Raw genomic sequence first — 22,879 nt, forward strand, 5'->3', positions numbered from 1 at the left:
GAGCGCCGAATTTCGGAACCTGATAGGTTTTCTGGCGAAAAAGGGTAACGGCGGCGTTCTCTCTAAGCCTTGCATCCGTGCTCTGGTTGTGCAACAGGAATAATCGAGTGAAAAAAAAGGCCTGCACACCGAGTGCGCAGGCCTTTTTTCATCAACGGGGAGTTGAGTTATTTCTTTTTCTTGGCAGGCTTCGCCGGAGCGGCTTTGCCCGCTTCTGCTTTAGCCGGAACGTTCCAGCGGTTCAGGTCGTGGGCGATGTTGTGGCAGTCGCCGCATTTCGGGAACTTGGCCATCATGGCAGCCGGGTGCGGAACGCCGTGGCAGCTCTGGCAGGCCGGGACCATCTTGTGCTTGTCCTGGTGGCAGTATACGCAGGCCAGGGATTTGTGCTTGGCCTGGCTTGCGGTCAGCAGGTCGAGGGCCTTCTTGTGGCAGGCGCCGCAATCTTTGTTGGGAACTTCCTTGCCGTAGGCAACGTTCTTGGGCTGGTGGGCCTTGTGGCACTTCTTGCAGTCACCGGCAGTCTGCTCGGAGTAGTGCGGCTTGTGGCACTGGGTGCAGGCCGGAATCTTGCCGTGGACGTTGTGGCAGGTGGAGCAGTAGAGCTTGGAGTGCTTGCTCGGGAACTGCTTCAGTTGCTCGATCTGCTGCGTGTGGCAGGAGACGCACGGATCGGTTATGTTGCCGGAAAGGACGATGTTGAGCGGCGTGTGGGGGTTCTTGTGGCACCCGAGGCAGTTTGCAAGCTCATAGTGCTTCTTGCCGGTGTGGCACTGGCTGCACTTGGGGATGTTGTTCTGCGATGCGGGGCGGTGGCCTGCGTGACAGTCGAAGCAGGTGATCTTTTTGTGGCCGGCGCCGGCGCTGGCGATGTCTGCCGGGGGCTTGGCGTGGCACTTCACGCAGTCATCCTGAACGAGTTTCGGGGCGGCCGGGGCGGCCTTGGCCGGGCTTCCCGCTCCCAGGCAGAGTGAGACTGCCAGGGTGAGGCCAGCAACGGCAAAGAGCCTGATGCGTCTTACAACATTCATCGTTCCTCCTCTGTGCTCTTCGCACATGACATAAGGTAGTTGCTCCTTTTCCCAGTGGGGGAGCGTGTCTCACATGAACGGCAGCGGGGCGTACCCCGGCTGAAGCGGGGTGAATTATGCCACTTCTCCTGCGCTCAGTCAATTAGAAAAAGGTAATAAGTTTGCAAAAAAAACATAATGAAATCAGGGAGAAAGCTCTGTTTCGAATTGTCGACTGACTTCGCCTGAAGAAAGAGAATGAATCCGGGAGCAATAGCTATCTCTGCCGTTGCCGTTTGTATGGCTCTGTATTTCAGACCTATGGCATTGGCAACGATGACAGCGAGAGGAGTAAGGGGGAATACAAGTCGCCGCATAACCGGCGCAACTGTTCGAGCAAAGCCTCGGGAAGAGGGGCATGGATGACGGTTTCTTCCCCGGAAACGGGATGCCGGAAGGAAACCAGAAAGGCGTGGAGGCAGTGACCGGGGTATGCCGCGAGGGGAGCACCCCGGTAACGGCGGTCTCCTCGCACGGGGTGGCCGGTGAGGGCGAGATGTTTGCGGATCTGGTGCATGCGGCCAGTGATGGGGGTGACAAGGAGCAGTGCCCCATCCTTGCCTTGGAAGAGGGTGCGGTAGTGGGTCTGGGACTCTTTGCCTTCCAGTGGTACGTCGATGGTCCCTTCAGCCGGCAGCTTGCCGTCTGCAATGGCCAGATAGAGCTTGCCGAGGCCGGTCTCCTTGACGAAGCGGCCGAAGATGCCGGCACTGGTGGCGCTTTTGGCAAGGATCGTGGCCCCTGAGGTGCCGCGGTCGAGGCGGTTCACGGGGCGAAGCTTTGTCGGGGTACCCCGTTGGGCCAGGAACGTTTCGGCGACATCCACGAGGGTTTGCTCATTTTCGGCGGTCCGGTGTACCGGCAAACCGGGTGGTTTGTTGACGATGACGATCCGGTCGTCCTCGAAAAGGATGTCGAGGGAGGGAGGGGCAGTGGCCATGAGTTCCTTGGTCCGACTGCTTTCCTTGAGGGATAGTGTGTCCCCTGCCACGAGAAGGGTGTCGGGCGTGGCCGGGTGGCCGTTGACGGTCAGGTGCCCGCTTCGGGTGAGCTTGCCAAGGTAGGCGAGGGGGGCGTTCGGGAGGAGGTTCCTGAGAAAGCTCTCCACCCTGCGGCAGTGGTCGGATTCGGCAATGGAAAACGTGAGCATGGGAGGAGTATAGACGCCGGCGTTGGCGAACGCAAGGGGAGAGCGGCGGTGGGCGTCGCTCTCCCCTTGCGTGTCAGCTTCAGGATTCAGCCTGCTGCCTTTCGACAGAGGTAGTCGGCGATGGTCTGGGCGATGCACGCGGCCGAGTTCCTGTCGTTATTGAAGGCGAGGTGATAGAGACTCAGGTCGCTGATATCCCGGTCGAGGAAGTCGCGGATGAACTTGACCCGCTCCTTCTCCTTTCTTTCTATCAAATGCTCTGCGTCCTGGGCCGAAAGTTTTGCGCGCCGCGCAATGGAGCGCACCTTGAAATGGTGGGAGGCGTAGATGCGGAAATGGAGGCAGTTGTTCATCTGCTGGGTGATGATGGAGCTTCCCCTTCCCATGATGATTACGTTGCCTGTCTCGGCCAGGGAGACAATCTGGTTGCAGAGAAGCTTGTAGTGGTCCCGTTCGCTCTTCCAACGGGGAGTGAGGGTGGCGATCATGTCGTCGAGGAAGCGGGGGCGGTGGCCGAGGGATTGGAAAACCGTCTCGGAAATGTCATGATGTTTCGCGGCCTCTTCGAGCAGCGCTTTGTCCATGATGACCCATGGGTCCTTGGTAGAGTGTTCGAGAAGCTCCCTGAGCTGTTCGGCAACGGGATATCCCTCGCAGCCGAATTCCCGCGAAATGGTGATGGTTGGTTTGTGTCCGGTACGTTTTTCGGTCTCGGTTTTCCCCTTCATCCGGCGGGCCACCTCAACCATTGCAGCGAGCCTCTGTTCAATGGATGGCACGAGCAGTTTCTCCGGCATGGCATCCTCCTTTGGTCCGCGTTCTGTTTATGCTGTTGCGGACACCCTGACTCAATTGTGCCTTGTGCCGGCCGGTAGTCAAGGGGGTTGAGTTCCTGTAGCCCTGTGGGATACTTGACAGACGACGCGGGACTTACTTGAGGGAGAGAGGGACGGAGGTGTTATGGGACTGATTCGCGGTGCAATGATGGTTCTCGTGCTGGTCGTGTGGGCCACGCAGGCGATGGCAGAGCCGAAAGTCCCCGAGAAACTTGTCTACGATCTTTCCTGGACCGGGATATCCGTCGGCACCGCGAGCCAGGAGATTACGGAGGACGGAGCCACGCGGAAAATCGTTTCCATGGCCCGCTCCAATGACTGGCTGTCGACCTTCTTTCCGGTGGAGGACCGGATCGAAAGCTCCTACGACAGCAGTCGCGGCAACTTCCCTGGCCTGGCCCGCCATTACCGGTTGAAAACCCGGGAGGGGAGCCGGCGACGGGACCGGGAGATCTTCTTCGAACAGGAGCGGGGCGTGGCCCGCTATCGCGACAACACGAACGGGGATAAGGCCGATATTGCCATTCCCATGGATACCATTGACGTTTACGGCAGCTTCTACTACATTCGCTACTTGCCGCTGGAGGTGGGGAAATCCCCGACCGTCAATATCCTCGACAGCAAGCGGCAGCGGCGGATCGCGGTCCGGGTCTTGCGAAAGGAGCGGATCAAGACGGTCCTTGGCGAGGTGGATACCATCGTCATCCAGCCGATGGTGGCATCCGAGGGGGTATTCGAGGGGAAGGGGACGGTCCACATCTGGCTCACCGACGACGAACGGCGCATCCCGGTAAGGGCGCGAACCAAGGTTACGGTGGGGAGTGTCACGGCGACGCTGGTGGAGTGGATTCCCGGCAAGTGATGTGCGCGCGGAGAGTTGTTCCGGTAGCCTCAGATGACGGCGGATTGAAATTGCTGGTTGATACAAAGGCGTTGCGGTACGCTGACAAATCTCAATGGAGAAAGGAACCCTGGACATGGAGACACTGGAAGCAATCAGAACGAGGAGAAGCGTCCGCAAGTTTTCCGATCGGCCGGTGGAGCCCGACAAGCTTCGGGCGGTGCTGGATGCGGCGCGACTCGCTCCGTCGTGGGCAAACATGCAGTGCTGGCGGTTTGTTGTGGTGGAGGATCAGGCAACCAAGGCGCAGATCAGCGAGCTCTCCTACGTGGAGGCCTACTTCGGCCCGAAGGGGTACAAGTCGAATCCGGCCCAGAAGGCCCTGACCGAAGCGCCGGTGGTGATCATCGCCTGCGGCGAACCGCCTCAATCCGGGGAGTTGCGAGGGCAGCAGTATTACCTGACCGATGTGGGTATTGCGGCCCAGAATCTCATGCTTGCCGCCCACGACCTGGGGCTGGGGAGCGTCTTTGTCGGCGTCTTTGACGAGCAGCAACTGGGAGAACTTCTCGGTATCCCGGCGGAGCTTCGGATCGTTGGGCTCTTTCCTTTGGGATATCCTCTTGAGGCGCCTAAGGCCGGGCCGTCACGCAAGCCTCTGGATGAGATTGTCCACTATGGGAAGTATCAGGCGTAAACCCTGACGGCAACGACAGAAGGTGAAGAAAAAGGCGCGGAGAGCGATCTCCGCGCCTTTTCTGCTGCTTGCCGCCAGAAGTCAGCCCATGCGGAAATGTGCCACCATTTGCCGGAGCCCTTCGGAGATCTCCTGGAGATGGCTTGCCGCTTCCGCGGACTCCTGGGCACCCTTGGCCGTTTCTCCCACCACCTGGGTTATCATCTGAATGTTATTGCTGATCTCGGTGGTGGTTGCAGTCTGCTGCTCGGCCGCGGTGGCGATCTGGCTCACCTGTTGCGCCACTGAATCGATCTGTGCCTTGATCTCGGTGAGGGCGGTTCCCGATTCGCCCGCCTTCTGGGTGCTGTCCTGCACTATGGTGACGCCGTGGTTCATGGACGATACCGCCGCCGAAGTCTCCTGCTGGATGGATTTGATCATCTGGCTGATCTCTTTGGTGGCCTTGGTCGTTCTTTCAGCCAGTGCCCGAACTTCGTCGGCCACCACTGCAAACCCGCGCCCCTGCTCACCGGCACGGGCCGCCTCGATGGCAGCATTGAGCGCCAGCAGGTTGGTCTGGTCGGCAATGTCCTCGATGGTCCCCACGATCTCTCCGATCTGGTCGCTTCGGGTGCCGAGGTTCGCCACGCTCCGGGCCACATCGCGAACCTGGCCGTATATGGTGTTCATTGCCTCGACCGTTGCCATTACCACGGAGGCGCCGGAATCGGCAGACCCGTTGGCCCTGCCGGCGCTTCCGGCCGCCATGGTACAGTTGTGGGCGATTTCGAGCGACGTGGCGGCCATCTCCTCGCTGGCCGTTGCCACGGTGCCGGCCTGTGCGGCCACCTCTTCCGCCCCGGTGGCGATCTGGATCGCCGAGCCCTGCAATTGGCCGGCAGCCGCTGCCACCTGGTTCGATGCGGAAATGACCTCAGTCAGGGTAGCGCCCACCTGGTCAAGCATCGTGTTGACCGATCCGGTCAGGAGATCGATTTCGTCCTTTCCTTGTCTCTTCTCCAACCGTACGCCAAGATTCCCGTCAGCCGCCTGGGCGAGGACCTCCACCGCCTTGTCGAGCCGTTTCAGGGAACGGGTGACAAAGATTTTGATCAATGCCGCCGACAGGGCTATGAAAACGAACACCAGACCGCCGACAATCCAGATGAGGCGGTTGAAGGAGCTCATGAATTCGCTTTCCTTGACGCCCACGTAGAGGACGCCGATGATCTTGCCGCTGGCGTCCTTGATGGGGTCATAGGCCGTGAAGTAGGGGGTGCCGAGGATTTTTGCCTCTCCCCGGTACGGCTTCCCTTCCTTGAAGATGGCGTCGTAGGCCGCCCCCTGCAGGGCGGTTCCGACAGCTCTGCTCCCGTCGGGCTTAAGCACGTTCGTGGAGACCCGCTTGTCCCCCATGAAGATGGTTGCGGTACCTCCGCACAGCCCTTTCAGCTTGTCCGGAAGCTCGAAGTTGCCGTTGACTGCGTAGTCGCCGACCTTCAGGGTGCCATCCGCCACTTTCCATTCCGTCCCCTTTTGCCCGAGCAGTTCCCAGAAGGTCTTCATTCGGCTTTCCTGGGATTCCGTTGCCAGTTTTGACATGTCCCGGTGAAGGGCCGACATGATGATGACACTTGTCAGAACCACCGATACCGCAAGAAGTGATGCACTGATGAGAGAGATTTTTGTGCTGAGCTTCATTGTATGCCTCCGAACGAATATTCATGGAGCCGTATAGAGCTGATTAGTGATCCGCGAAGGGGGAGCAGGCATTCTCCAAGGGTGTATGGTTATCGTATCGGCATGGCGTGCAAAGTCTTGAGTAATCATTTGGTAATATTAAGTAGAATATTTTTATGGCAGCCGTGTGTGGGAAATAGTGGCGGGGAAAACGCAAAAAGGCGCGGAGAATGCTCTCCGCGCCTTTTTGCAGCGAGTGGGGAAGGGAGGTTACTGCCCCAGGGCCGCCTTGAGGTCGGCTTCCGCCGTGGTGACCTGGCCCAGGTTGAAATTCTCCACCAGGAAGTTCAGGACGTTGGGGGAGAGGTAGGCCGGCAGGGCCGGGCCGATCTTGATGTTCTTAATTCCCAGGTGCAGCAGCGAGAGAAGGATGACGTGGGCCTTCTGCTCGTACCAGGAGAGGATGATTGAGAGCGGCAGGTCGTTGACGCCGCACTTGAAGGCGTCGGCCAGGGCCAGAGCGATCTGGAGAGCCGAGTAGGCGTCGTTGCACTGCCCCACGTCGAGAAGCCGCGGGATGCCGCCGATGTCGCCGAACTCAAGCTTGTTGAAGCGGTACTTGCCGCAGGCCAGGGTCAGGATGACGCAGTCATTGGGCACCTTCTCTGCCAACTCGGTGTAGTAGTTGCGGCCCGGCTTGGCGCCGTCGCAGCCGCCGATGAGGAAGAAGCGCTTGATGGCGCCGGCCTTCACACCCTCGATCACCTTGTCCGCCACGCCGAGGACGGCGTTGTGGCCGAAGCCGGTGAGGATCTCCTTCTCCGGCGCGTCGGGGAGGTCTGGGCACTCGAGGGCCTTGTTGATGACTTCGGAGAAGTCCCAGCCGCTGACGTGCTTCACGCCGGGCCAGCCAACCTGGCCCCAGGAGAAGAGGCGGTCCTTGTAGGAATCTGCCGGACGCTGGATGCAGTTGGTGTTGAAGATGATGGCGCCGAGGAAGCCGGGGAACTCTTTCGCCTGATCCTGCCACGCGCCGCCGAAGTTGCCATAGAGGTGCGGATACTTCTGCTTGAGGCCGGGATAACCGTGGGCCGGGAGCATCTCGCCGTGGGTGTAGACGTCGATCCCCTTTCCGGCGGTCTGCTTCAGGAGCTCTTCCAGCATGCGGAGATCGTGGCCCGACACGAGGATACCCTTGTTCTTGCGGGTGCCGATGGGGACCTTGGTGGGGACCGGGTGGCCGTAGTGCTCCACATGTCCCTCATTCAGCATTCCCATGACCTTGATGTTCACCTTGCCGATCTCCATGGCGAGTCCCACGAAGTCCATGAGCCCCTTGCCCGGATCGGTGGTGGCGGCCAGGGCCTTGTGGAAGAGGGCGAAAACCTCCTCGTCCTTCTTGCCGAGGATGTAGGCATGGTCGGCATAGGCGGCCATGCCCTTGAGGCCGAAAATGACGATCTCGATGGCCGAGAGGATGTCGGGATCGGTGTGCTGGCTCTTGACGCCGTGCTCTTCTCCCTGCTTGACGAGCCCTTCCAGGTCGCCTGCGATGACCCAGGCGGCGGGGCCGGTGGTGATCTGGGGAGCATGGCCGCCGGTCTTCTCCCGGTAGGCGGTCTCGTAGAGGGCCTTCATCCGTTCCTTGTAGTCATAGCACTTTCGGAGCTTGCCGGCGATCTGGACCGGGTCGAAGTCCACGTTGGTGACGGTGGTGAAAAGCCCCTCAAGGACGAAGTAATCGATCTTCTCTTCCTTTACGCCGAACTCCCGGGCCTTGTCGGCGTAAAGGGCGAGCCCCTTGAGTCCGTAGAGCATGAGATCCTGAAGAGCGGCCACTTCGGGATTCTTGCCGCATACCCCGATGATGTCGCAGCCTACGCCCTTGGCAGCCTGTTCGCACTGGTTACAGAACATTCCCATTGATTGTTTCCTCCTTTGAGTGGTTGTGACAGTTTTTGCGCGAGAAAGTATCCTAAACTTTACCTGCTTGCCGTTCATTTGCAATCGTTCGTGTGATCTAGTGATAGCGCACCTCTATGCCGTTATCTTTGACCTTGGTCAAGATTTAGGAGATTGGCGGCAGGATGGAAATAGAGCCGATGAAGAATTGCCAAGCGCCATCGCGTATGCAGATTGCTATATTGAAGGGAGCCGTTACAATCTATCCATGCCCGGCTTCTGGGCCCTAAAAATCCATTACCAATGACATCTTTGTGGTTCCATGGGCCCGGCGTGAAAACAAGGAGGCCGCTGTGAATTCCATTACGGATTGGCTGGAAATGGTCCGGAAGCTTCTGAATGTTCCGCTTATCAAGCTCAAGGGGATGGAAATCACCCTCTGGGCCGTGCTCTATTTTATTGTTCTGTTTTTTCTCCTTTTCTACTTAACGGGGAAACTGAAAAAGTGGCTTGTCGATCGTCTCCTTGCCAAATTCTACGTCGAGGTTGGTGTCCGCGAAGCGATAGGAACCATCATCCGCTACTTCGTCATTGTGGTCGGCTTCGTCATCATCCTCCAGACTGCCGGGATCGACCTTACCGCCCTGAATGTCCTGGCCGGTGCCGTTGGACTCGGCCTCGGCTTCGGGCTCCAGAATATCGTCAGCAACTTCGTCTGCGGGATCATCATTCTATTCGAACGCCCCATAAAGGTTGGCGACCGGATTGAAGTGGGAAACGTGGAGGGAGCCGTGCGGAGGATTAACGCCCGGAGCACAACAGTGGTGACCAACGACAATATTTCCATCATCGTTCCAAACTCCAAATTCGTCACGGAAAACGTCGTGAACTGGAGCCACGATAACCATAATGTGCGCTTTAAGATCCCGGTGCCGGTCCCTTATGGATGCGACGTGCGACTGGTGGAAAGGCTCCTTCTGGAGGCGGCGGCGGAAAATGAGGACATCCTCGAAAAGCCCGCTCCCGGCGTGCGCTTTCTCCAGTATACCGGTAGCGGGCTTGGTTTCGAACTCCGCGCCTGGACCACTACGATGGTCCACCGCAAGGGAATGCTCGTCAGTGCTCTCAATTTCGCCATTTATGACAAATTCAACGAACACGGGATCAAGGTTTCCAATATTTCGCTGCGCGATGTGCGTATCCGGGAAGGGAACCTGGAGGTGAAAATGCGGGGTGGCGGGGAGAATGGCTAAGGAATCCGACTGCAACGGGCGGCTGCCATGAGCGACGACAGCGCGCGGTGGGATGAGAGGTATCGGGGCGAGGAGCTCCTTCTGGGGGAGACCCCCTCACGATTCCTGGCGGAGCGGATTGAGGAGGTGAAATGCCTCTGTCCCGGCAGAAAGGCCCTGGACATCGCTTGCGGCGAGGGGCGGAACAGCATCTTCCTGGCGCGGCAGGGGTTCAGCGTCACTGGTCTCGACATCTCCCCCGTGGCGGTGGAGAAAGCCCGCCACTGGGCCGGGCGGGAGGGGCTCGATTGCGAGTTTCGCCTCGCGGACCTGGAAAAATTCCGCTTCACCGAAACATACGACCTCATCATCAACTTCAACTTTCTCCTCAGGGAGCTGATTCCCCGGGAGGTGGCGGCCCTCACCCCGGGGGGCGTCATCATCTTTGATACCATCCTCGAATCCCCCACTGCGCCGGTCCCCCACCGGAAGGAATTTCTCCTCCAACCCGGCGAGCTGGCGCGGCTCTTCGCGCCATTTCCCGGCGCCATCCTCTTCTGCGGGGAGTATCCCGACAGCGCGACCCCCACCGCCAAGCTCATCTACCGACACAGCTAGGTATAGGTAACTTCCTGAAACCATGAAGTCAGGCCGCTCAAGCGGCCTTTTTCTTTGACACGATGCCTGGTTCTGGCACATTTTAAGAGAGAAGCGCCCCGCCTGGCAGAGGTTAGGGGCTGGAGGACGAGCATGAAAACCTGGCACAAAATCCTCATCGGTTGCGGCGTTTTTCTCCTGATCCTGGCGGCGTTCACCGCCTTCGTCCTGCCGGGAATCGTGAAGGGGCGAGCCATCCGGGCGGTGGAGGAGGCCACCGGCCGAAAGCTCTCCATCGGCGCAGTCAGCATCAACCCCTTCACCTGGAACGCTGAGGTGCGCGGCGTGCGCCTTACCGAGCGGGACGGGACCACGACCTTCGCCTCCTTCTCCAGCGCCCGGGTTGCCGTGAGCCCCGCCTCCCTCTTCCGCGGTGCCCCCATCGCTTCCGAGGCCCGACTTCGCTCTCCCTACGTCCATCTGGTGCGAACCGGGGCGAACACCTATAATTTCTCGGATCTCCTCGAAAAGAAGGGGCCCGAGAAACCCGAGCCCGCAAAGGCGCGGGCCCGCTTCTCCGTTTCCAATATTGCCATCACCAACGGCTCCATCGACTTCATCGACCAGGGGCTCGCCGCCGAGAAGCGTCACCGGGTCAGCGGGCTGGAGTTGGGCGTCCCCTTTGTCAGCACCATTCCCCACTATGCGGAGATCTTCATCGCCCCCCGGTTTCGCGCCGTGGTGAACGGCTCTCCCCTGGCCCTGGACGGAAAGCTCCGTCCCTTCGTCTCTGCTGCAGATTATTCCCTCGACATCAACCTGAAGGATCTGGATATCCCCTACTACCTGGCCTACGTGCCGGCAAAGCTTCCGGTCCGCGTGGAGCGGGGGACGGCAGCCACGAAGCTCGCCCTGACCTACCGCATCGACGCCAACAAGAATCCCGAACTCGTCATGACCGGGGAGCTGTCCCTGGCCAACCTGAAGGCAGCCGGGACGGACGGCGCGCCCCTGGCCGCCCTTGACCGGCTCGGCGTGGTTATCGGCAAGAGCGAGCTTCTTGCCCCCGCCATCTCCCTTACCTCCGTTACCCTGGATAGTCCCGTGTTCCACCTGGCGCGGGACGGGAAGGGGGTGTGGAACGTGTCCCGCCTCTCTACGGGAGAGAAGCCGAAGGAGCCGGCTGCAAAGCCCCAGGGTAAATCCAAGGAAAAGCCCCCGGGGAAACCGATCATCGACGTGGCGGAGGTGACGCTGCGCAACGGCACCGTGACAGTGGCCGATGCCATGCCGCCGAAGGGCTTCAAGGCCGAGGCCCGGGAGATCGCCTGCACCCTTCGCGGCTTTTCCACCCGGCCGGGAAAGAAGGCCGACTACACCCTCTCCTTTGCCACGGGCAGGGGGGAAACCGCCCGCATCACGGGGGGCTTCTCCCCCGACCCCCTGGCTGCCACCGCCGCGGTCGACCTGAAGGGGGTCGTGCTCGACGCCTTCTACCCCTACCTAGCCGGTGCTCTCACCGCCCCGGTCACCGGTAAGCTCGACCTGTCCGGAGAGGTGGCCTACGATGCCGCGGCCGGCTTGTCGGCCGACAAGATCGCAGTGCGGCTCGCCAACCTTGCCGCCCCCTTCGGCCCCAAAGAGGGGGCGCGTCTCGCCCGGGTGGAGGCCGCAGGGGGGAGGTTCAGCCAGAAGGAAAACCGCCTGGAGATAGCCCAGGTGACCCTGGCGGGCGGGGATATCCGCCTTTCCCGGGACGAGGTCGGGAACCTCTCCCCCCTCATGCTCGTGAAAAAGACCGAGGCCACCAAGGGGCCGGCGGCGCGGAAACCCCGTCCTCCCGCCGGCAAGCCCTTCAGCTACCGTATCGCCTCGGTGGCCGCCAGCGGCCTCGGCCTCTCCTTCACCGACCGAAAGGCCGTCGGCAATCCCCGCTTCGACCTGCGCCGCATCGGCTTCAACGTCAGCAACATCACCGGCCCCCGGCTGGAGACCATCCCCTACCGCCTCGCGGCTGGTTATGGGAAAGGGGGGGCGCTCGCCGCCTCGGGAAGCGTCACCCCCGCCCCCCTTGCGGCGAAGGGGGAGATCACCCTGCGGCGGATTCCCCTCACTGATTTCGACGCCTACCTCCCCGAGGGGCTCAACATCATCCTGGCGGACGGCGCCCTCGACACCCGCCTTACCTATGCCGTGGCAAAACGGGGCGAGGGGGTCGGCGGCACCTTTGCCGGCAACCTTGGCGTCCGCTCTTTCCACTGTCTCGACGCCGACGCCGATGACCTCCTCACCTGGGACAGTCTTCAGCTCGATAAAATGTCGGGTCGCCTCGCCCCCTTCTCTCTGAAGATCGGCGAGGTTTCCCTTGCCAAGTTCTTCTCCAAGATCGTCATTGGCAAAGATGGGCGCCTTAACCTCCAAAAGCTCTATACGCCGGAAGGGGGGAAGGGGAACGAAGGGGAGCAACAGGGGGGGCAACGGGCCCCTGTTACCAAAGCGGTGCAACCGGCACCACCGCAAGCGATGCAGTCGGTTCAGCCGGCAAAGCCCCAGCGCCAGATCGCCATTGATACCGTGATCCTCCAGGAGGGGACCCTTGCCTTCTCCGACCATCACATGAGCCGGGAGTACGACACCACCTTCTACAATCTCGGCGGGAGGATCAGCGGGCTCTCTTCCGAGGCGAGCCGGTTTGCCGACGTGGACCTGCGGGGGAACCTGGAGAACCTCTCGCCGCTCCAAATTACCGGCAAGCTCAACCCTCTGCGCGACGACCTCTACGCCGACATCACGGTGCGCTTTGCCGACATCGACCTGACCCCCCTGACCCCCTATTCGGGAACCTACGTGGGATACGGCATCGACCGGGGCAAGGTCTCCTTCGACCTGAAATACACCATCGAGAACAAGCAGCTCAATTCCGAGAACAAGGTCTTCATCGACCAGCTCACCTTCGGCGACAAGATCGAGAGCAACAAGGCCACCACCCTCCCGGTGAGGCTGGCCGTGGCTCTCCTCAAGGACCGCAAGGGCGAGATCCACCTGGACATACCGGTCACCGGCCGCACCGACGATCCCCAGTTCAGAGTCTGGCGCGTGGTCTGGCAGATCCTCAAGAATCTCCTCGTCAAGGCGGCAACCTCTCCCTTCTCCCTTCTCCAGTCGGCCTTCGGCGGCAAGGAGGACTTCAGCGTCATTTCCTTCGCGGCCGGATCGGCCCATCTGGCCGAGGCCGAGCAGGCCAAGCTGGCAAAGATCGCCCAGGCTCTCAACGACCGGCCTTCCCTCAAGGTGGACATCAAGGGATACGTGGACAACGAGCGGGACCCCGAGGGGTACCGCGTCGAACTGCTGACCCGGAAGATGAAGGCCGAAAAATTCCTGGTGCTCGTGAAGGAAAAGCGGAACCAGCCGGGGGATTCGGCTGAAACCATGGTCATAGCTCCCGATGAGGCATCCCGCTACCTCAAGGCGGTCTACAAGAAGGAAAAATTCCCCAAGCCCCGCAACATCCTGGGGTTCGAGAAGGACCTTCCCGATGCCGAGATGCGCAAGCTGATCCTCGCCAATACCCGGGTGGGGGAAGGGGAGCTGAAGGCGCTGGCAGCCGAGCGGGCGGGGGCGGTGAAGGCTTTCCTGGCGGGTCCGGGGAAGGTGGACCCGGCCCGCCTCTTCCTCAGGGCCGACGACATCCACAAGGCGCCCGCCGAGAAGGGGGGGGCCGCACGGGTGGAATTCGGGGCGGCGGTCCAGTAAAAACATTCCTCTCAAGTTTTGCGAAAATTCTCCGAAACGAGATGTAAGGATCTCTGCGCGTCGTGTGTGGCGGGGCGGAAATCCGCATTCAGGGGAGGAAAAGCATATGGCGTTCAGACTCACCATCAAGGCCCGGATCGTTTTCATCGTCGCGTTTTTTTCGGTCATGCTCATCGTCTTCGGCATGCTCGGGTTGTCGGGGATGAAGGCCGCCAATGAAACCAGCCATGCGCTCTATGAGGAGAACATGAAGAGCGTGCAGATCCTCAGCAGGATCGCGGCCCTCATGCGCGACAACCGCATCCAGCTCCTTCTCAGTCTCCAGCATGATCCCAAGAGTGAATTCAGCGCCCTCCACGACCATCCCCTCACCATGCACATCGACATTGTGGCCAAGAATATCGAGGAGATCACGGCTCTCCTGGCGGAATATGAGAAGCTTCCCAAAACCGAGGAAGACAAGAAGCTCGCCGCGGAGTTCAAGACGGCGAGGGAAGCCTTTGTGCAGGAGGGGCTCGTTCCCGTGCGCGAGGCGATCCTGGCCGGGAAATATAAAGACGCCGTGGAGCTTACCCTCAAGAAGGTGAACCCGCTCTTCAAACCGGCCAACGAAGTACTGGAAAAAATGATCAAGCGGGAATTTGCCGCGGCAAAAGAGGACTTCGAGCAGGACGACAAGACCTACCGTGCCGACAGGCTTATCATGTTTGCCGGACTTGCCGCATCCATAGCCATAGGAATTTTGCTGAGCCTTATCATCATCCGTTCCCTGCGCCGCAGCTCCGAGGAGCTGGCATCCGTTGCCGCGGCCGTGTCCGCCGGCGACCTGACCAGGCGCGCCACCGGGCTCTCCAACGACGAGCTGGGGGCCATCGGGGGATCTTTCAACGAGACTGCCGATTCCTTTGCCCAGGTTATCGCGGGAATACGGGGGAATGCGGAGCAGGTGGCCACGGCCGCAACACAGGTTCACTGCACCGCCGAGCAGATGGCCACCGGCGTCGAGGAGGTGGCGGCCCAGACCGGAACCGTTGCCACTGCTGGCGAGGAGATGGCGGCCACCGCCGCGGAGATCGCCCAGAATTGCCAGATGGCCGCCGACGCGGCCCGCCGGGCAACGGAGTCGGCCACCGGCGGCGCCACGGTGGTGAAGAGGACCGTGGACGGCATGGCGCGGATCGCCGACCGGGTGCGGAGTTCCGCCAAGACCGTCGAGAGCCTCGGTTCCCGTTCCGAGCAGATTGGCGAAATCATCGGCACCATCCAGGACATCGCCGACCAGACGAATCTCCTGGCCCTTAACGCCGCAATCGAGGCGGCTCGGGCCGGCGAACAGGGGCGCGGCTTTGCCGTTGTGGCCGATGAGGTCCGGGCACTGGCCGAGCGGACCACGAAAGCGACCCGTGAGATCGGCGAGATGATCAAGACGATCCAGCAGGAGACCCGGGGCGCGGTTGCCGCCATGGAGGAAGGGGTCCACGAGGTGGAGGCTGGGACTGCCGATGCCCAACAGTCCGGCGCTGCCCTGCGCGACATTATGGACCAGATCAACGAACTGGCCATGCAGGTGAACCAGATCGCCACCGCCGCCGAGCAGCAGACCTCAACCACCGGCGAGATCAGCGGCAATGTCCAGCAGGTTTCCGAGGTGGTCCAGGAAACCGCCATGGGTATCCAGGAGTCGGCCCAGGCGGCATCGCGGGTAGCGGAACTTGCCGCCGAGCTCAATAATCTGGTGGGGCGGTTCAGGGTGGCGTAACAGTCGTCCGGGCACGAACAAAGGAGGGGGCGACCGCCGATACGGTCGCCCTTTTTTCATATTTACATCAACCATCCTTCAACCGAAGCAAAAGTATCTCCTTCACAAACGCCACAGGGGATGTTGGTTTTCGGTGCTCCGCCAGCCTGTCTTGACAATTCGGCTAAAGTTTCTCCCGCTCCTGACGATAAGCAAGGAAACGGCGTTTCATCGCAAAGCAAACTAAGTTCCAGAATTTGGCGCCGATCGCCTCGCTTACGCGTTTCGCCGGTCACGGGAATTGTCCGCTGACCAGACTTTCCGAAAGCGGCGAAGAGGGTTCAGAGACCGGTTCACGCTTCAGGCAGGAGGCATGTATGGCAACAGACCATCCGGATACAGCACAGGTCGTGATCGTGGACGACGAACCTTTCATCCGGGATGCGGTGGTTAAACTCCTCGCGTGCGAGGGGATTGCCGCGGTGGCCGCGGAGAACGGGGACGAATGCCTGGACCTGTTGCGGAAAGGGTTCAGGGGGGTCATTCTCATGGACGTCATGATGCCGTACAGAAACGGCTGGCAAACCATCCGCGCAATGGCTGACGAATCCCTTGTGGCCGGCAATATCATCTCCATGCTGACCTCCGTCGACGAGCCCGATGAACAGATGGAAGGGTTGCAGGAACTGGTGTTCGACTACATTACGAAGCCGTTCGAACCTTCCGAGATGATTGCAACGGTCCGTACGTACCTTGGCTGCCTGGAGCAGATGCGAGGCGGGAACTGAGCCATGCCATTGCCCAACCTGGCGGTCATAGGGGCATCGACGGGAGGACTCAAGGTGTTTGAGTCGCTGTTTCCCCGTCTTCCGGTCCTCAATGCCGGTGTTGTGATCGTTCAGCACATTATCCCGCTCGTTGACCGGTCCTTTGTCGCTTCCCTGCAGCGGGTCTCCGCCATGCCCGTTGCACTGGCACGGGATGGCGATGCCATACGCCATGGCACCGTCTACCTGGCGCCGGGAGCGCTTCACCTGCACCTCGTCGCCAATCAGACCATACGCCTTGCAGCCGGCGAGAAGGTCAACTCCGTCTGCCCGTCCATCGACGTCGCCATGAAGAGCGTCATTCCGAAACCCGGCGCCCGCATGGCCGGCGTCATCCTGACCGGAATGGGCCATGACGGCGCCGATGGCATCGCCCACATGAAACGATGCGGAGCAGTGACCATTGCCCAGGACAGGGCGACGAGCGTCATCTATGGCATGCCCAAAGCGGCCGAGGCCACGGGGATGATCGACTTTGTCCTCTCCACCGAACGAATCGCTGACAAGCTTGCGGAACTTTTCACATAATATCCATCCAACCGCATCCCAAAGGGGGAAGGCACATGAGAGTAACCAGGTACAAGAATTGGAAGATCCGGAACAAAATCATGTTCATAACGGTCCTCAGCGTCATACTGATGCTGGGAGGGCTCTTCTCCTTTCTCCTGCCGAAACTCGAGACGAAGATCACCAAGGAGAAGCGGGACGCAACGCGGCATGTGGTGGAAACAGCCATGGCGGTTCTCGAAGTGGAGAACGAACTGGTCAAGAGCGGCAAGGAGCCCCTCGCAGAGGCCCAGCTCAAGGCTGCGAATATCCTTTCGAAGATGCGCTATGAGAAAAAGGAATACCTCTGGATCAATGACCTGGGAAATCCCCCCAAAATGATCATGCATCCAACCCTCTCGGCACTTGATGGCAAGGTGCTGGATGACCCCAAGTTCAACAAGGCGACCGGCATGATCGAGGGAACGGACGGGAAGGAGATACCCCTCGACGGCAAGAACCTCTTTGTTGCCTTTGCGGAGGTGGTGCAGAAGTCGGGGCACGGCTTCGTGAACTACGAATGGAACAAGCCCAAGGAGGGGGGGGGCACAACCTCCGAACTCTACCCCAAACTGTCCTATGTCAAGAAGTTCGAGCCGTGGGGATGGGTGGTCGGAAGTGGCATTTACATCGACGACGTGGAAAAGGACATCAGCAAGGTCCGGTGGATGTTCCTGGCCCTGAACGGCCTCATGGCCCTCATAAGCCTCCTCCTTGCCTATTTTGTGAGCCGGGGGATCACCCGGACCCTCGGCTACGTTGACACGAACCTGGATGATATGTCCAAGGGTGGCGGAGACCTCACCCGGCGCCTCGCCGTGGAGCGGGAAGATGAAACCGGCTCGCTGGCCCGCTCTTTCAACCGTTTCCTCGACAACATGAAGGAGATCGTCCAGCGGATCAATCAGAACGCCGTGGATGTGGCCAAATCGGCGGACCACCTCAACGAGACCGCGGGACATATCGCCAGCGGAACGGAGCGTGCTTCGACCCAGTCCACGTCGGTGGCCATATCGTGCGAGGAGATGGCAGCCACCTCTTCCGAGATCGCCCACAACTGCATCCGGACCGTCGAGATCGCCAACCGTGCAACCCAGACAGCCCAGGATGGGTCCCAGGTGGTGAGCCACGCGGTCAGCAGCATCCAGCGCATTGCCCACAAGGTCCAGGAGTCGGCAAAAACCGTCGAATCCCTGGGTGTCCGGTCCGAGCAGATCGGCAACATCGTGGGAACCATCGAGGACATCGCCGACCAGACCAACCTCCTGGCCCTGAATGCGGCCATCGAGGCGGCACGGGCCGGTGAACAGGGGCGCGGCTTTGCCGTGGTGGCCGATGAGGTGAGGGCCCTCGCGGAGCGCACCACCAAGGCCACCCGCGAAATCAGCGAGATGATCAAGAGTATCCAGCAGGAGACCAAATCCGCCGTGGCCGCCATGGAAGAGGGGGTGCACGAGGTGGAAAAGGGGACCGCGGAAGCGGGCCGGTCAGGAGAGGCCCTCGAGGAAATTCTGGCCCAGGTTGCGGAGCTCACGAGCCAGATCAACCAGATAGCAACTGCCGCCGAGCAGCAGAGCGCCACCACCAACGAGATCAGCAAGAGCATGTACGAGATAACCGCGGTGATATCCGATGCCTCGGGCAGCTCACAGAACACGGCCAATGCCGCAAGCCAGCTGGCCGGCATGGCTGACGAGCTGAAGCGGATCGTGGCCCAGTTCAGGATGTAACCGGCTCCTGATGTTTCACAATTACCCCTCGCCCCTGCCCCTCTCCCGTGGGGAGAGGGTGGCCGAAGGCCGGGTGAGGGGAAAGCATTGAGCCTCATGTAAACAGAGGTTAGGAACACAGCACCTTATGCCGGAACTTAACATTGAGGAATTCAAGCGGCGGCTCAGCATCTTTGTCGGCATTGTGCTGGCTGCCGTTATCTCCATTTCAGTGTGGAGCATCGCGACTGAATACCGGGACATCCTCAGTGAGGCGGAAAAGACCGCGTCCGGATACGCGCAGGCCCTCAGCGAGCATACGGAAAGCGCCTTTGCCGAGACCGACCGGGTAATCAAGGACCTGATTCATGATATCAAAATGGCCGGGGGGGCCGAGCGGATCCCCCAGGCGGAGCTCTATGAGCTTCTGCGGCGGCAGGGAGGGGATTCGCCGCAGATCGGCGCCCTGTTCATCACCGGCAAGAACGGCATCATGTTCAACAACTCCCAGGAGTATCCCCCCCGGCAGATCGACGTTTCCGACCGCGAGTACTTCCGCCATTACCTCGAAAATCCCGCAGCGGACCTGTACCTGAGCAAACCGGTCATGAGCCGGCTGGTAAAACGATGGCGCTTTAACCTCATCCGGCCCCTCAACCCGCCCGGTACGGAATTCGCCGGCTTTCTGGCGGTCGCCTTTGAGGTAGACTATTTCAAGAAATTCTTCACCGCCTCAAGCATCGGCTCCCATGGAAGGATTGCCGTATTCCGCACCGACGGCACCCCGCTGGTATTTGAGCCCTATGTGCACAATATCTACGGATCGAATATGCGGAACTCAGAACTGTTCCGCATCTGGCTGCCCTCGTCGCCTTCCGGTACGTTTCACGCCAGCTCCAGTATCATCGACAAAACTCCGCGAATAATTTCCTACAAACGTCTTTCCCGTTTTCCCGCAGTGGCGGCGGTGTCACTCAATCGTGACGACGTCCTTGAGCCCTGGACCCGAAAGGCGCTCCTTCAGGGGGCTGTAACATTCGCTCTCTGCCTGGTCATCGTCAGTCTGACACGCCTCATGTTCCGCCACCTTGACCGGCTGAATATCGCACAGACCGGCCTGCGCAGCCACCAGGAGAGATTGCGGATCAAGGCGGCCCAGATCGACGCCGCCAATGACGCCATCCTGCAGATCGATCATGAAGGGCGCCTGGTGCACTTCAACCAGGCACTCTGCCGAATGAGCGGATTCAGTCATGATGAGTTGACGGACATGGTGCTCCATGACCTGGAGCCTCCGGAGAGCGTGGACCACACGAAAACCAACCTGCTGCTGGCCATGAGGGATGGCGAAGCCATGTTCGATGCAGCGCTCCTGGCCAAGGACGGCTCATCGGTACCCATCGAGGTCCACGCTCACCCCATGGAGAGCGGCGGGGGAGCGTTCCTCCTCTGTATTGCGCGGGATGTGCGGGAACGGAAACGGTCCGAAATGCGTGAGCTGGCCCGCCTGATGATACTGGAGAAACTGGCGACCGGGGCTCCCCTTGCGTCATTGCTCGACCAGATTGTCTACTTTGTGGAACAGCAGATTCCCGGTGCCATCGGATCCCTGCTCCTTGCCGATGAGACCGGCAAGCGTCTTCTCCATGGCGCCGCCCCCAGCCTGCCGGAAGAGTACAACCAGGCAGTGCACGGGCTGCGCATCGCCCAGGGGATGGGATCGTCGGGCACTGCGGCCCACCTGAGGCAACCGGTAATCGTCGATGACATCACGCGCCACCCCTACTGGAAGGGGTTCCAGCCCGCACGGGAAGCGGGGCTGAGGGCATGCTGGTCCCAGCCGGTTCTCTCCTCGGATGGCGAGTTGCTCGGGGCCTTCGCGGTCTACCATCGGGAGCCACACTCCCCGGATGATAGGGAGCGTGCCCTGCTGGAGTCGGCCGCGCATCTGGCAAGCATCGCCATCGGCCGGGTCCGCCAGGAGGAAGAGCGCGAACACCTGGAGGGACAGCTTCGCCACATTCAGAGGATAGAAGCCATTGGCCAGCTTGCGGGCGGAATCGCCCACGACTTCAACAATCTGCTGACCCCTATTTTCTGCTATGCGGACATGATCAAAAGGGGGCTCCCGCAAGAAACGCCACAGGCTCAAATGGCGGAAAGCATTCTCAAGACCGCCCACAAGGCCAAGGGGCTGACCCAGAAACTGCTCTCCTTCGGCCGTCGGCAGAGACTCAACATGCAGCCCCTGGACCTGAACGAGGCAATCCAATCCTTCCATGACATCCTGCGGTGCACCATTCGGGAGAACATCGCCATCCGCATGAATCTGGCCCCAGGCACCGCCCCTGTCATGGCCGACCGGGGGCAGATCGAGCAGATGCTTCTCAACCTGGCGGTGAACGCCCAGGATGCCATCAAAGGGAACGGCACCATCACCATCAACACCGGTCATGTTCTCCTGGACGACGAATACGCCAGGCTCCATCCCGGCATGCAGCCGGGGCCCCACATCCTGCTCGCCTTTGCCGACAACGGTCATGGCATGGATGACGAAACCCTGTCCCACATCTTCGAGCCGTTTTTTACCACCAAACAGGTTGGCCACGGAACGGGACTGGGGCTGGCAACGGTCTTCGGCACTGTGAAACAGCATGAGGGATATGTTGCCGTGGAAAGCCGCGTGGGGAAAGGGACCACGTTTACCATCTACCTGCCGGCAAAGGCCCAGACGGTATCAGCCAGTGCCCCGGAGCCAAAGGGCAATGGCAGCCATCCGGAACATTCAGTAAGCAGCAGCACGGTTCTCGTGGTCGAGGACAACAGGATGGTCAGGGAGATGATTGTTCAGATGCTGAAATACGCGGGCTACGGAGTGCTGGTGGCCCCGAATCCCGACGAGGCGTACGAGATTGCGCAGGCCGCACCCTACGCCTTCGACCTGCTGCTGTCCGATGTGATCATGCCGGGGATGAACGGTCCTGAGCTTTTTGAACGGCTGCAAAGGCTTCGGCCCGATCTGCCGGTGGTCTTTATTTCAGGCTACACCAACGAGGTAAAAATCCACAACTGCAGGCTGGAAGAAGGGGGCAATTTCCTTCCGAAGCCCTTTACCAGCGAGCAGTTGTTGCGGAAGGTCAGCCAGGCGCTCAGTACGAGTGCGGGTAGGGCGGGTGTGATGTTCGGAGGGGCAGGGGGGGCATGATTGTTACAACCATTTTGCAGATTTACATGGTTACCCATGCATCACATAAAGAAACCCGCTAACCTGAATGGCAAGCGGGTTTTTCATTGCCGACGCAGAGACGGTCAGCTCATGTTCCAGATGGCCATCTCGAGAATATCCTTCCAGCTCTTCCCGATCTCGGAAACCACCGTGGGTTCGAAGCCGCAGTGCATCATGCATTGGGCGCAGCGGGGGTCTTTCCCTACGCCGTACTTGTCCCAGTCGGTCTTCTCCATCATTTCCCTGAATGTCGGATAGTGGGTGTCGGTGATGAGGTAACAGGGGGCCTTCCAGCCGAGGGGGTTGCGGGTCGGGTTTCCCCATGGGGTGCAGTCGAGCTTCTTCTCCCCCTTGAGGAAGCGGAGATACATGGGGGTTGACCAGAAGCGGAACCGCTTGCTCATCCGGTAGACCTCCTCGAACTTCTTCTCAATCTCCCGCCGTTGGAGGAAGAGGTTCTCCCCCACCGCCTCGTAGTCAAACCCCGGCGCCACGAGAATGCCGTCCACCCCCAGGTCGGTCAGGAGGGAGAAGAGCATCTCGATCTCCACCAGGTCCGTGTCCTTGAAGATGGTGGTGTTGGTGCAGACCCGGAACCCCATGGCCTTGGCCTTTTTGATCCCCTCGATGGCGATCTTGAAGGTCCCCTTCCGTTCAAGGATCCGGTCGTGGGTCTCTTCGAGGCCGTCCATGTGGACGTTGAGATAGAAGTTGGGGTGGACCTTGATGTTTTCCAGGGCCTTTTCCAGCAGCAGGCCGTTGGTGCAGAGGTAGACGTGCTTGCCGCGGTTGAGGACCGCCGGGATTAGCTCATAGATGTGGCTGTAGAGGAACGGCTCTCCGCCGGTGATGGTGACCACCGGCGCCGGACACTCATCCACGGAGCGGAGGCACTCCTCCAGGCTCATCATCTGCTGGATGGTGTCGGCGTATTCGCGGATGCGGCCGCAGCCGGAGCAGGCCAGGTTGCAGAGGTGGGTCGGTTCGAGCATGAGGACCAGGGGAAACTTCTCGATCTTCTTCACCTTGTTGGAAATGATGTACTTCGTGAGGTCAGCGTTCAATTTCAGGGGAAAACGCATTAAACGGT

At 60.3% G+C, this 22,879-nt stretch carries 16 protein-coding genes; 10 read left to right on the top strand and 6 right to left on the bottom strand.

The genetic code is table 11. The features are described from left to right. Positions 1 to 167: 167 nt before the first annotated feature. The 3 genes from KI811_RS17170 to KI811_RS17180 all read right to left on the bottom strand — a co-directional run bounded on the left by KI811_RS17170 (position 168) and on the right by KI811_RS17180 (position 3,017). Entirely contained in the window at positions 168 to 1,031 is an 864-nt protein-coding gene (locus KI811_RS17170; protein ID WP_214187697.1) for a cytochrome C, read from the bottom strand. A gap of 298 nt (positions 1,032 to 1,329) precedes the next feature. Continuing rightward, positions 1,330 to 2,220 carry an RluA family pseudouridine synthase gene (locus tag KI811_RS17175; protein ID WP_214187732.1) on the bottom strand — a complete coding sequence of 297 codons (891 nt, stop codon included), beginning with the start codon at positions 2,218 to 2,220 and terminating at the stop codon, positions 1,330 to 1,332. Positions 2,221 to 2,306: 86 nt separating this feature from the next. Then, positions 2,307 to 3,017 carry a cytidylate kinase-like family protein gene (locus KI811_RS17180; protein WP_214187698.1) on the bottom strand — a complete coding sequence of 237 codons (711 nt, stop codon included), beginning with the start codon at positions 3,015 to 3,017 and terminating at the stop codon, positions 2,307 to 2,309. Between the two features lie 163 nt (positions 3,018 to 3,180). Here KI811_RS17180 and KI811_RS17185 point away from each other — a divergent pair, with 163 nt between their 5' ends. Together KI811_RS17185 and KI811_RS17190 are read left to right on the top strand one after the other, a co-directional pair. Further along, positions 3,181 to 3,918 carry a DUF3108 domain-containing protein gene (locus KI811_RS17185; RefSeq protein WP_246551844.1) on the top strand — a complete coding sequence of 246 codons (738 nt, stop codon included), beginning with the start codon at positions 3,181 to 3,183 and terminating at the stop codon, positions 3,916 to 3,918. Positions 3,919 to 4,033: 115 nt separating this feature from the next. Then, positions 4,034 to 4,594, top strand: coding sequence for a nitroreductase family protein (locus KI811_RS17190; RefSeq protein WP_214187699.1), 561 nt, complete (start codon positions 4,034 to 4,036; stop codon positions 4,592 to 4,594). An 81-nt stretch (positions 4,595 to 4,675) separates the two neighbouring features. Here the strand turns inward: KI811_RS17190 and KI811_RS17195 are convergent, their stop codons facing one another. Beyond that, complete coding sequence (locus tag KI811_RS17195) at positions 4,676 to 6,277, bottom strand: methyl-accepting chemotaxis protein (RefSeq protein WP_214187700.1); 1,602 nt, start codon at positions 6,275 to 6,277, stop codon at positions 4,676 to 4,678. Positions 6,278 to 6,526: 249 nt separating this feature from the next. Beyond that, complete coding sequence (hcp, locus tag KI811_RS17200) at positions 6,527 to 8,179, bottom strand: hydroxylamine reductase (protein ID WP_214187701.1); 1,653 nt, start codon at positions 8,177 to 8,179, stop codon at positions 6,527 to 6,529. A 332-nt stretch (positions 8,180 to 8,511) separates the two neighbouring features. On the opposite strand from hcp, the gene KI811_RS17205 reads away from it, so the two are divergent. The 8 genes from KI811_RS17205 to KI811_RS17240 all read left to right on the top strand — a co-directional run bounded on the left by KI811_RS17205 (position 8,512) and on the right by KI811_RS17240 (position 21,768). Continuing rightward, positions 8,512 to 9,411, top strand: a complete 900-nt coding sequence (locus KI811_RS17205; RefSeq protein WP_214187702.1) for a mechanosensitive ion channel family protein — start codon at positions 8,512 to 8,514, stop codon at positions 9,409 to 9,411. A gap of 27 nt (positions 9,412 to 9,438) precedes the next feature. Continuing rightward, a complete protein-coding gene (locus KI811_RS17210) occupies positions 9,439 to 10,008 on the top strand; it encodes a class I SAM-dependent methyltransferase (protein ID WP_214187703.1) in 570 nt (189 codons plus the stop codon). A 132-nt stretch (positions 10,009 to 10,140) separates the two neighbouring features. After that, positions 10,141 to 13,743, top strand: a complete 3,603-nt coding sequence (locus KI811_RS17215) for a DUF748 domain-containing protein (protein WP_214187704.1) — start codon at positions 10,141 to 10,143, stop codon at positions 13,741 to 13,743. Between the two features lie 106 nt (positions 13,744 to 13,849). Then, positions 13,850 to 15,502, top strand: coding sequence for a methyl-accepting chemotaxis protein (locus KI811_RS17220; RefSeq protein ID WP_214187705.1), 1,653 nt, complete (start codon positions 13,850 to 13,852; stop codon positions 15,500 to 15,502). A gap of 356 nt (positions 15,503 to 15,858) precedes the next feature. Then, entirely contained in the window at positions 15,859 to 16,269 is a 411-nt protein-coding gene (locus tag KI811_RS17225) for a response regulator transcription factor (RefSeq protein ID WP_214187706.1), read from the top strand. A gap of 3 nt (positions 16,270 to 16,272) precedes the next feature. Continuing rightward, the gene (locus KI811_RS17230) at positions 16,273 to 16,836 is read left to right on the top strand and encodes a CheB methylesterase domain-containing protein (RefSeq protein ID WP_214187707.1); all 564 of its coding nucleotides are present in this window, start codon (positions 16,273 to 16,275) and stop codon (positions 16,834 to 16,836) included. Between the two features lie 35 nt (positions 16,837 to 16,871). Beyond that, the gene (locus KI811_RS17235; protein ID WP_214187708.1) at positions 16,872 to 18,584 is read left to right on the top strand and encodes a methyl-accepting chemotaxis protein; all 1,713 of its coding nucleotides are present in this window, start codon (positions 16,872 to 16,874) and stop codon (positions 18,582 to 18,584) included. Positions 18,585 to 18,711: 127 nt separating this feature from the next. Continuing rightward, entirely contained in the window at positions 18,712 to 21,768 is a 3,057-nt protein-coding gene (locus KI811_RS17240) for a GAF domain-containing protein (RefSeq protein ID WP_214187709.1), read from the top strand. 104 nt (positions 21,769 to 21,872) lie between these two features. Here the strand turns inward: KI811_RS17240 and hpnH are convergent, their stop codons facing one another. Beyond that, positions 21,873 to 22,871 (bottom strand): adenosyl-hopene transferase HpnH, encoded by a 999-nt coding sequence (hpnH, locus tag KI811_RS17245; protein WP_004513981.1) that lies wholly within the window; start codon positions 22,869 to 22,871, stop codon positions 21,873 to 21,875. Positions 22,872 to 22,879: the final 8 nt, after the last annotated feature.

The organism is Geobacter hydrogenophilus (assembly GCF_018501225.1).
GTDB lineage: Bacteria > Desulfobacterota > Desulfuromonadia > Geobacterales > Geobacteraceae > Geobacter > Geobacter hydrogenophilus.